The following is a 10920-nucleotide window of genomic DNA, read 5'->3' as shown; positions in this document are numbered from 1 at the left end:
GGCAGGGTGGACGGGGGCTGGGCGCATGGCCGAGTATGGAGCGATGCCGCTCAGTACGCGGGAAGCCGATCTGTTCGAGGGCTGCCGGGGTCGCCTGGAGGCGATCGCCTACCGGTTGCTGGGGTCGGCCGGCGATGCCGAGGACGCGGTGCAGGACACGTATCTGCGGTGGCATTCGGCCGACCGGGAACGGATCGAGACGCCCGAGGCGTGGCTGACGAAGGTGCTCACCAATGTGTGCCTCAATCAGCTCACCTCGGCGCGTGCCAAGCGAGAAACCTATGTGGGGCAATGGCTTCCGGAGCCGGTCCTGACCGGCGACTCGATGCTCGGTCCGGCCGACACCGTCGAGCAGCGCGAGTCGGTCTCGCTCGCGATGCTCACCCTCATGGAGCGGCTGTCGCCCAACGAGCGCGTGGTGTACGTGCTGCGTGAGGCGTTCGGTCACTCGCATCGTGAGATCGCGGAGATCCTCGATCTGACCGAGTCGAACTGTCAGCAGGTCTACCGGCGTGCCAAGCAGCATGTCACCACCGGCCGGTCCCGCACCGAGGTCGACGCGGCCGCCGCGCGGAAGCTCGTCGAGGAATTCCTCGCCGCGGCGCTCAGCGGCGACACCGAGCCGTTGGTCCGGATGCTCACCGACGACGCGGTCGGCATCGCCGACGGCGGTGGCCGGGTCGCGGCCCGCAAGACCCCGGTCATCGGTGCGCTCGGTGTCGCGCGATACCTGCGCGGCCTGTTCCGGCCGACCGAGGCCAAGCGAGCCATCGTCGGCGGCCGCCCAGTCGCCTACGCCGCCGTCGTCAACGGCGGTCCCGCCGTGTTGTTCGAGGTCGATGGTCGGGTCGTCGGCGTCGTCTGCCTCGATGCGACCGCCGACGGTGTCGAGGCGATCCACCTCCAGGTCAACCCCGACAAACTGGGACGCATCACCCGCCAGTGGGCGGCGGAGGCTTCGCGCCGCCCCCTCGCGCAGGTCTGGTGACTCACATCACACCCTTTCCCTGTCAGGGATCGCGCGGCTGTCCGGTTCAGGAGGTGAGCGCAACCCAGACAGGAGCAAGCCATGAAGCACCGCATTGTCGTCCTCGGAGCCGGATACGGCGGCGGGACCGCCGCCGGTCGCCTCGCCAGGCGATTGCACCGCGACGACGTCGAGATCACCCTCGTCAACGGCGACGCCGAATTCGTCGAACGGGTGCGTATGCACCAGCTCGCGAGCGGGCAGGATCTGCCGCGTCGCTCGCTGCGTGACGTCTACGCGGGCACGGGCGTGCAGGTCAAGACGGCGTGGGTCGCCGCGGTCGACGTGGACCGCAAGACCGTCGATCTCACCGGCGAGAGCGGCGCCGAGACCCTCGGCTACGACACCCTCGTGTACGCCCTCGGGAGCACCGTCGCCGACCACGGCGTCCCCGGTGTGGCCGAGTACGCCCACAACGTCGCGGGGAAGCAGGCCGCGCTGCGACTGCGGGCGCGCCTGACCGAGCTGGCGCCGGGCGGGACCGTGCTGGTCGTCGGCGGCGGCCTGACCGGTATCGAAGCGGCCACCGAGATCGCCGACGCCCATCCCGACCTCGAGGTGGCGATCGCGGCCCGCGGCGGAGTCGGCGACTGGCTCAGCGAGAAGGCCCAGCGCCACCTGCGCGGCACCCTCGACCGGCTGGGGATCACGGTCCACGAGCATGCCGACATCACGCGGGTGGAAGCGAACAGTGTGGTCACCGCGGCAGCGGGGGAGATCCCGGCGCAGGTGACCGTGTGGACCGCGGGTTTCACCGTGCACCCGATCGCGGCAGCCACCACCCTGGAGGTGTCCGATACCGGGCGGATCGTCGTCGACGGCACCATGCGCTCGATCTCGCATCCGGATGTGTATGCCGTCGGCGACGCCGCATTCGCCGAAGGAGTGGGCGGTAAGCCACTGCGGATGGCCTGCGCCACCGCCAGCCCTATGGCGTGGCAGGCCGCCGACGCTCTCGCCGCGCGCTTGACCGGCCGCAAGATTCCGGAGGCCCCGATCGGCTATACCCTGCAGTGCGTCAGCCTCGGACGCGGCGACGGCATCGTGCAGCGCGTGACCCCCGATGATCAGGTCACACCCACCGTCATCACGGGCCGGATCGCCGCTCGCATCAAGGAATTCATCTGCGCGGGCGCGGCTTGGAGCGTCTCCCACCCGACCGTGCTGATGCCGAGCCGCCGTCGACACCTCGTGGCAACCGGCGCGGCGGAGACTCGGTTCGTCACGGCGTGACGCGGACCGATGGCCTGGTGCGCCGAACTCCCTGCATTCGGCGCACCGGGCAAGACGAAGCGTCGCCGACGACGTCGCGGAAATCCGCAGGGCGCGCGATCGTCTCGTGACAACGACGGCGAATTGTGGCTTTGTGGACCATATCTCGCCTGCTTGCGTTACTTTTCGGTGATGACACGCACCCGGGTGCGTTCGGAGCGATGACCGATGACCGCGCGCCCCGAATTTCCCAGCCCCCACCGCAATCACGCCACGTATCGGCTCATGGGCGCTGGGGCCAGCACCGTGCTTCTCGTTCTCGCGGTCCTCGCCGACGCGCTTGATGATGGTGCATGATCGAGGAGGTGATGATCACCACCGCGTTCTTGCAGCACGCCGGATCGGGTCCGATGCGGCACGAGGAGCCGCTGCTGGCCGAAGGTCTGGGGCGGCGCGGTATTCCCGTCCAGTGTCCGCAATCACCGCATACCACGGTTCCGGAAATGCGCCGAGGGCGTACGGCATCGACTTCGGCGTGCTGGCTACTGGCGAAACGGCACTGATCGAGGCCAATGACGGCCACGCACTCGGCGCGTACGACATAGCCGCCGACCTGTACACCGAGTTGGTGGTGCAGCGGTGGAGTGAGTTGCTGAGCCACGCAGGCTGATGAGATGTGACCACCGGTGCTGTCTCGAGCGGCACGCGGCTGCGGATCGTCCTATCCGGCCGCGACCTCAGCTGCCCACCGATAGTCGGCCTTGCCTGCGGGGGTGCGTTCGACCTCGTCCACCACGACGATCGAGCGCGGTATTTTGTATCCGGCCAGCGACTTTCGGCAGTGCTGCTGAACTTCGTCCAGTTCCAGCGGGGGCGCGTCCGGGTAGGTCGCGATGACGGCGGCGACCTTCTGGCCCATGCGCTCGTCGGGCACGGGGACTACGAGGGCGTCGGCGATCGACGGGTGGGCGTGCAGGGCGGCCTCGACCTCTTCGGCGAAGACCTTCTCGCCGCCGGTGTTGATGCACTGCGAACCGCGTCCGAGAAACACGATGGTGCCGTCGGCCTCGACGCGACCCATATCGCCGAGTACGGACATGCGCGTGCCGTCGGCGCGGGTGCGGAAGGTGCGGGCGGACTTCTCCTCGTCCTTGTAGTAGCCGAGCGGGACGTTGCCGACGCGGGCGATGTAGCCGATCTGGTCGCTGCCCGGCGGGATGTCGGCGAGGTCCTCGTCGACGAGCAGCATTGTCGGCGAGGGCGGCATGCGCAGATTGCCTTGTTCGTCGACGGTGAAGGCGCCGTCGTTGCCGGATTCCGAGGCCCCGAAGTTGTCCCGCAGCAGCAGATCCGGCTTGACCGCGAGCATGCGTTCGCGCACCCCGACCGACCAGATCGCGCCGCCCGAGGTGATCGAGAACAGCGAGCCGAAGTCGATCTCGCCCTTGCGGCGCTCCATCTCGTCGACCAGCGGCAGCCCCATGCCGTCGCCGACGATGAGGATCACCTGGAGTTTCTCCTGCTCGATCGCTTCGACGACGCGCCGCGAATCGAAGTCGCGCATCAGGACGACACGGGCGCCGAGGGTGAAGAAGGTGAACAGCGAGTACAGCGCGGCACCGTGCATCAGCGGCGCGGCGATCAGGAAGGACAGCTCCGGGAATTCTTTTGCAGCGCTGGCGATCTCGGCGAGGTCCTTGCGGGGACTGGCACCGTAGGGGTTGCCGCCGGAGAGGGGCTTGCGGAAGAAGTCGTCGTGCCGCCACATCACGCCCTTCGGATAGCCGGTGGTGCCACCCGTGTAGAGCACGTACAGCTCGTCTCCGGTGCGAGGCGCGAACTCCGCTGCGGGGGATAAGGTTTCGGCATCGGCGAACGGCACCACGGCGATCGAGCGCTCGGCCGCGGCGGAGCGCAATTCGCCGTCGATCTCGCCGACCACGATCACGGTCCGCAGCAACGGGCACGCCGCGAGGAGCCCTGCCAGCGTCCGCTGGTGCTCGGGCAGTTCGACGATCACGGCGACGGAGTCCGAATTGGTGAAGATGTACTCGAGCTCGGCGGGTGTGTACCGGTAGTTGACGTTGATCGGCACGGCGCGAATCTCGAGCAGGCCGAGCAGGGAGGTGACGTGCTCGACGCTGTTCTTCAGGAACAGCGACACGTGGTCCCCCGCGCCGATGCCCGCCCGCGACAGCAGCGCAGCCACCTTGTCGGCTTCGGTGCCGAGCTGAGCGTAGGTGATGTGCTCGCCCTCGTAGGTCAGCGCGATCCGGTCGGGGACGGCGGCCGCGACCGTCTCGAAGACATCGGCCAGATTGAACTGCAAATCCACTCCTCGTAGACCGTCGGCATGGCCCACGCGCACCCTATGAACGCGTTCTACTCCCACGTCGGCTGTGTCCTCGACCAGGCATGATCAACCGAGCTTCGGCGACACGAGTCGACGTGGGCAACTGTAGAACATGTTCTAAAAGTTGGGAAGCTTTCGAGCCGCTCGACAGGACGGCCGCCCCCGGGGCCGGGGGCGGCCGGGAACGCGGGTCAGTCTCTGGAGAACGCCGCCGCGAGCTCCCGCTCGACATCGATGTACGGGGTGCCCGAGGTATCGACGACGACCTTGGCGACGGCGCCGCCGGTGAACGGGTACGGCGCCGTGTACGCGCTCGATACCGACTGCCCGCCGTTGCGCCCCACGGCGATTCCGCCGCCCGCCAGTCCGAAGGTGCCCGGGTGGGTGCGCATTTCGGGCCGGGACGCGACGACGGCGTCATCGATGAACAGCGAGAGCTCCCCGAGCGGCGTGTGGCTGCCGTCGACGGTGCCGTTGCGCTCGTAACGGACGCCGAAGACGTGGCTGCCCAGCGGCACCGGATCAGGCGCGGACACCCGCTGCTCGTCTTCGCCCATGAAGTTGTAGATGTAGTGCAACCGGCCGTCCTGGACGAACAGGACGTGACCGCCGTGGCCCGCACCCTGCTTGAACAGCACGCCCTCGGCCGAAGGGGAGTGGATGGCGACTTCGGCCAGCACCGAATAGGACTGGCCGCGCATCTCGACACCCGCCCCGATGCCGACCTCGGCGGTGTCCGGGTAGTACGTGAAATTCGTCCGGTCCACCACCAGGTAGGGCCGCCATCGCCCCAACATCTCCATGATGTTGAGATCGGCCAGCGGCAGCCCGTTGTACTTCGCGGCCTCGGAGAACCAGAGCGCCTTCAGTTCTTCCAGCTTCTCCGGGTTCTCTGCGGCCAGATCGCGGTTCTGGCTGCGGTCCCGCTCGATGTGGTAGAGCTCCCAGCGGTCCTGGTCGAAGTGGCTCCAGCCGGACGGGGTCGCGGCGTGCACGGTGTTGGCGAACCACCCCTGATGCCAGATGCCCCTGGTGCCGAGCATTGTGTAGAACTGCGTGTCCTTGCCCGTCTCGGCCTTCGGATCGGTCAGTGCCGCCGCGAAACTCACGCCTTCCAGCGGCTGCTGGGGGATGCCCTTGACGGTGTCGGGCGGGGTGATGCCGAGCAGCTCGTAGACGGTCGGTGTCACGTCGCAGACGTTGATGTAGGTGTCACACACTGTGCCATGGGCGCGAATTCCCCTGGGCCAGGAGACGATCGCGGGATCGGCGATGCCGCCCTCGTGCGAGGCGTAGCGCTTGTAGAGCTTGTAGGGCGTGTTGAACGCCATCGCCCAGCCGATCGGATAGTGGTTGTAGGTCTGCGGGCCGCCGAGCTGGTCGTAGAACCGCATGCTCTCTTCGACGGTGTCGATGTAGCCGTTGAAGAACTTCACCTCGTTGACCGAACCGTTGGGTCCGCCTTCGCCGCTCGCGCCGTTGTCGGAGATCACCACGACGATGGTGTTGTCCAACTGCCCCGACTCTTCGAGATAGTCGAGGATCCGTCCGATCTGATCGTCGGTGTAGCTCTGGAAACCGGCGAACACCTCGGCCATTCGGGCGAACAGCCGCCTCTCCTCCGTGTTCAGCGAGTCCCAGGGGCGCACGGTGTCCAGCAGCGGCCACGGTTCGCCGCTGGGGCCTTTGGCGCTGAGATACGGGTTCACCGGAGACATTTCGGTGTCGGCCGGGACGATGCCCATCCGCTTCTGGTTCTCCAGCACGATGTCGCGGTACGCCTCGTAGCCCATGTCGAAGCGACCGGCGTAGCGGTCGGCCCACTCCGCGAACACGTGATGGGGTGCGTGGCCCGCTCCCGGGCAGACGTAGGAGAACCACGGCTTGTCGGGTGCGATGACCTTGGCGTCGCGGATGAACTCGATGGTCTTGTCCGCGATGTCCTTCGACAGGTGGTAGCCGTCCTCGGGGGTCGCGGGCGGCGCGGTGCTGTGGTTGTCGTAGACCAGCTCCGGGTACCACTGGTCGGTCTCGCCGCCCATGAATCCGTAGAAGCGTTCGAAGCCCCGGCTCAGCGGCCAATGTCGTTTGGTGGACGCCAGATTCGACTCCTCGAGCGGCGTCAGGTGCCACTTGCCGACGCAGTAGGTGTTCCAGCCCCGTTCGGCCAGCACCTCCGAGAGCAGTGCGGTCTCGAACGGAATCCGGCCGCTGCAATTCGGGAAGCCGTCGGTGAATTCCTCGATCGTCGCCATGCCGACGGAGGTGGCGTTGCGTCCGGTGAGCAATGACGCGCGCGTCGGCGAACAGAGCGCGGTCGTGTGGAACTGCGACAGCCGCACGCCGCGCTCGGCGATCCGCGTCATGTTCGGCATGTCGACCAGGCCGCCGAAGCAGTCCCAGGTGGCGATGCCGACGTCGTCCCAGACGATGTAGAGCACATTGGGCGCCCCCTCCGGCGCGGTCGGTGCCGCGAACGGGCCCCAATCCGGGGTGGAGTCGCGAATGTCCAGCTCGATCTTGCCCTTGAAATCGGTCGCCATCGCGCACCCCGATCGTGGTTGGGAGATTGCTGTCGACATGCTGGGTTGGAGAATAACTCGCGTGGCGCCGCGCTAGAGGCGGAAAAGCACCGACTCGATGAGGTATCGGCAACTATTCAGTTACGGACCTGTCGGCGGGGCGGCGCTCATTCGATCGGCGGCTGTGCCGCCCAGTCCTGACCCGGGTGCGCACGGTGCCTCCACCGCGCGCACCCGCGAGGGTCAGGCGCCGACGTAGTCCGCGAGGTGTTCGCCGGTGAGGGTGGAGCGGGTGGCGACGAGGTCGGCGGGCGTGCCCTCGAAGACGATCTTGCCGCCGTCGTGGCCTGCGCCGGGGCCGAGGTCGATGATCCAGTCGGCGTGCGCCATGACCGCCTGGTGGTGCTCGATGACGATGACCGACTTGCCGGAGTCGACGAGACGGTCGAGCAGGCCGAGCAGGTTCTCGACGTCGGCGAGATGCAGTCCGGTGGTCGGCTCGTCGAGAACGTAGACGCCGCCCTTGTCGGCCATGTGGGTGGCCAGCTTCAGCCGCTGCCGTTCGCCGCCCGAGAGGGTGGTGAGCGGCTGACCCAGGCTGAGGTAGCCGAGCCCGACGTCGGCGAGCCGGTCGAGGATGGCGTGTGCGGCCGGGATCCGCGCCTCGCCCGAGCCGAAGAACTCCTCGGCCTCGGTCACCGACATCGCGAGCACCTCGCTGATGTCGCGGCCGCCGAGGCGGTATTCCAGCACCGCGGGCTGGAACCGCTTGCCCTCGCAGTCCTCGCAGGGAGTCTCGACTCCCGCCATCATGCCCAGATCGGTGTAGATGACGCCCGCGCCGTTGCAGGTGGGACACGCCCCTTCGGAATTGGCGCTGAACAGCGCGGGCTTCACCCCGTTGGCCTTGGCGAACGCCTTGCGGATCGGTTCGAGCAGCCCGGTGTAGGTCGCCGGATTGCTGCGCCGCGAGCCGCGGATCGGCGCCTGATCGACCGACATCACGCCCTCGGACGCGGGGATGGATCCGTGGATCAGCGAGCTCTTGCCGGAACCGGCGACGCCGGTGACGACGACCAGCACGCCGAGCGGGATGTCGACGTCGACGTCCCGCAGATTGTTCGCGGTGGCGCCGCGGATGGCCAGCGTGCCGGTGTGCTCGCGCACCTCCTGCTTGAGCGACGCCCGGTCGTCGAGATGGCGGCCGGTGACGGTGTCGCTGGACCGCAGTCCCTCGAGGGTGCCCTCGTAGCAGATGGTGCCGCCCGCCGAACCGGCGCCGGGGCCGAGATCGACCACGTGGTCGGCGATCGCGATCGCCTCCGGCTTGTGCTCGACGACGAGCACGGTGTTGCCCTTGTCCCGCAGCCGCAGCAGCAGGTTGTTCATCCGCTGGATGTCGTGCGGATGCAGGCCGATGGTCGGCTCGTCGAAGACGTAGGTGACGTCGGTGAGCGACGAGCCGAGGTGCCGAATCATCTTGACGCGCTGCGCTTCTCCGCCCGACAGCGTGCCCGCGGGACGGTTCAGCGAGAGGTAGCCGAGCCCGATCTCCACGAACGAGTCGAGGGTGTGCCCGAGCGCTTCGAGCAGCGGCGCGACCGACGGCTCGTCCAGGCCGCGAACCCACTCGGCGAGATCGCGGATCTCCATCGCGCACGCGTCGGCGATATTGATGCCCGCGATCTTCGAGGCGCGTGCTCCCTCGGCGAGCCGGGTGCCGTCGCATTCGGGGCAGACGGCGAAGGTGACCGCTCGCTCCACGAACGCCCGGATGTGCGGCTGCATCGATTCGGGGTCCTTGGACAGGAAGGACTTCTGCACTTTGGGGATCAGCCCCTCGTAGGTGAGGTTGACGCCGTCGACCTTCACCTTGACCGGTTCCTTGTAGAGGAAGTCGCGCATCTCCTTCTTGGTGTACTTGCGGATCGGCTTGTCGGGGTCGACGAAGCCCGACTCGGCGTAGACCCGCACCGTCCAGAAGCTGTCGGACTTCCAGCCCGGGATGGTGAACGCGCCCTCCGCGAGCGACTTGGAGTCGTCGTAGAGCTGGGTGAGGTCGATGTCGGAGACCGTGCCCCGGCCTTCGCAGCGCGTGCACATGCCGCCGGTGCGGGTGAAGGTGACCTTCTCGGTCTTGGTCTTGCCCTCGCCGCGGTCGACCGTGAGGCCACCGCTGGCCCGGACCGAGGGGACATTGAAGGCGAACGCGCTGGGCGGGCCGATGTGCGGATCCCCGAGCCTGCTGAACAGGATGCGCAGCATCGCGTTGGCGTCGGTGGCGGTGCCGACGGTAGAGCGTGGGTCGCCGCCCATCCGCTGCTGGTCGACGGAGATCGCGGTGGTCAGCCCCTCGAGGACGTCGACCTCGGGCCGCGCCAACGTCGGCATGAAGCCCTGCACGAAGGCGCTGTAGGTCTCGTTGATCAGCCGCTGCGACTCCGCGGCGATCGTGCCGAACACCAGCGAGCTCTTGCCGGAGCCGGAGATGCCGGTGAACACCGTGAGCCTGCGCTTCGGGAGCTCGATGCTGACGTCCCTGAGGTTGTTCACGCGCGCGCCGTGCACGCGGATCAGATCGTGGCTGTCGGCGGCGGGCAGCGCGGGCGATGCGCCCTTCGCCGTGGCCTTTCTGGCGTTCTTCCTCGTGGCCGTGGTCATCGTTTCTCCCTCTGATGCGCGGGGCTGTGTCGCTGTCTGCGTCGACCGGGCTGTGCTCGATCCAAGCAGTTCCGGCGTCGGTTCGGTTTCGTTCAGTGCGCCCGGTCGCGTCGGAAGCGCGGCGCGGCACTCGCCGATGGTCGCCGCGGGCGGTGGCGACCATCGGCGGGCGCGGACTACTTCACGTTGCCGTTCGGGCAGCTCAGGGCCTGGATCTCCGGAAGGATCAGCCCACCTGCTGGATGCGGACCATGTTGCCCGCGGGGTCGCGGAAGGCGCAGTCGCGAACACCGTACGGCTGGTCGGTGGGCTCCTGGACGACCTCGGCGTCGGTGGCCTGCAGCCGCTCGAAAGTGCCGTCGACGTCTTTGGAGGCCAGAAGGATGCTGGCGTAGGTGCCCTTGGCCATCATCTCTTCGATGGCGCGGCGCTCGTCCTCGGTGATGCCGGGGGAGGCGGCGGGCGGGTACAGGACGACGGACGTGCCGGGCTGGTCGACGGGGCCGACCGTGATCCAGCGCATCCCGTTGTATCCGACGTCCTTGCGGACCTCGAAACCGAGGGCGTCGCGGTAGAACGCCAGGGCGGCGTCGGGGTCGTTCTGCGGAAGGAAGCTCGAGTGAATGGTGATGTCCATGCTGATCAGGCTAATTGCGTCCCGGTGGCCGGTGCTTCTCGATTCCTGACCGGTCTGGTGACCTGTTTCGCCACGCACGACGGGATCCCCTCCGTCGACTGTGCCGCCTCGCGCCGATAGACGCTGGGCGGCACACCGACCAACTCGGTGAAGCGCGTGCTGAAGGTGCCGAGCGACGAGCACCCGACCGCGAAACAGACCTCGGTGACGCTGAGGTCGCCGCGCCGAAGCAGCGCCATGGCGCGCTCGATGCGCCGTGTCATCAGATAGGAGTACGGCGATTCGCCGTAGGCGAGCCGGAACTGGCGACTGAGGTGGCCCGCCGACATGTGCGCGTCGCGGGCGAGCGCCTCGACGTCCAGCGGCTGCGCGTACTCGCGGTCGATCCGGTCGCGGACGCGTCGCAATCGCGCGAGGTCGCGCAGGTCCGTGGCGGGTTTGCTGGTCACCTACGCGATGTTCCCATGTGGCACCGGCGCTGCCTAGAGCGGGCCGCGTCCCAGCGGCC

At 67.9% G+C, this 10920-nt stretch carries 8 protein-coding genes; 3 read left to right on the top strand and 5 right to left on the bottom strand.

Annotation, left to right across the window (positions count from 1 at the left end):
- Nucleotides 1–43 precede the first annotated feature (43 nt).
- The 3 genes from AC3EO7_RS28765 (at nt 44) to AC3EO7_RS28755 (ending at nt 2909) form a co-directional block, all read left to right on the top strand.
- The gene (locus AC3EO7_RS28765; protein WP_435592934.1) at nt 44–988 is read left to right on the top strand and encodes an RNA polymerase sigma-70 factor; all 945 of its coding nucleotides are present in this window, start codon (nt 44–46) and stop codon (nt 986–988) included.
- Between the two features lie 81 nt (nt 989–1069).
- Complete coding sequence (locus AC3EO7_RS28760; RefSeq protein ID WP_435592933.1) at nt 1070–2260, top strand: NAD(P)/FAD-dependent oxidoreductase; 1191 nt, start codon at nt 1070–1072, stop codon at nt 2258–2260.
- A 448-nt stretch (nt 2261–2708) separates the two neighbouring features.
- Nucleotides 2709–2909, top strand: coding sequence for an ATP-grasp domain-containing protein (locus tag AC3EO7_RS28755; protein ID WP_435592932.1), 201 nt, complete (start codon nt 2709–2711; stop codon nt 2907–2909).
- 51 nt (nt 2910–2960) lie between these two features.
- Here AC3EO7_RS28755 and AC3EO7_RS28750 read toward each other — a convergent pair whose 3' ends face one another.
- From AC3EO7_RS28750 to AC3EO7_RS28730, 5 genes are all read right to left on the bottom strand, one after another.
- Complete coding sequence (locus tag AC3EO7_RS28750) at nt 2961–4568, bottom strand: AMP-binding protein (RefSeq protein WP_435592931.1); 1608 nt, start codon at nt 4566–4568, stop codon at nt 2961–2963.
- A gap of 215 nt (nt 4569–4783) precedes the next feature.
- Nucleotides 4784–7135 carry an arylsulfatase gene (locus AC3EO7_RS28745; RefSeq protein ID WP_435592930.1) on the bottom strand — a complete coding sequence of 784 codons (2352 nt, stop codon included), beginning with the start codon at nt 7133–7135 and terminating at the stop codon, nt 4784–4786.
- A gap of 222 nt (nt 7136–7357) precedes the next feature.
- Nucleotides 7358–9775: an ATP-binding cassette domain-containing protein gene (locus AC3EO7_RS28740; RefSeq protein ID WP_431971786.1), complete on the bottom strand. Its 2418-nt coding sequence runs from the start codon at nt 9773–9775 to the stop codon at nt 7358–7360.
- Between the two features lie 226 nt (nt 9776–10001).
- Nucleotides 10002–10412, bottom strand: a complete 411-nt coding sequence (locus AC3EO7_RS28735) for a VOC family protein (RefSeq protein ID WP_431971787.1) — start codon at nt 10410–10412, stop codon at nt 10002–10004.
- A 5-nt stretch (nt 10413–10417) separates the two neighbouring features.
- The gene (locus tag AC3EO7_RS28730; RefSeq protein WP_431971788.1) at nt 10418–10861 is read right to left on the bottom strand and encodes a helix-turn-helix transcriptional regulator; all 444 of its coding nucleotides are present in this window, start codon (nt 10859–10861) and stop codon (nt 10418–10420) included.
- Between the last annotated feature and the right edge of the window lie 59 nt (nt 10862–10920).

The organism is Nocardia sp. bgisy118, from assembly GCF_057708605.1.
Note: the sequence above shows the minus strand (reverse complement) of the source record. Positions and strands in the feature narration are given on the sequence as shown.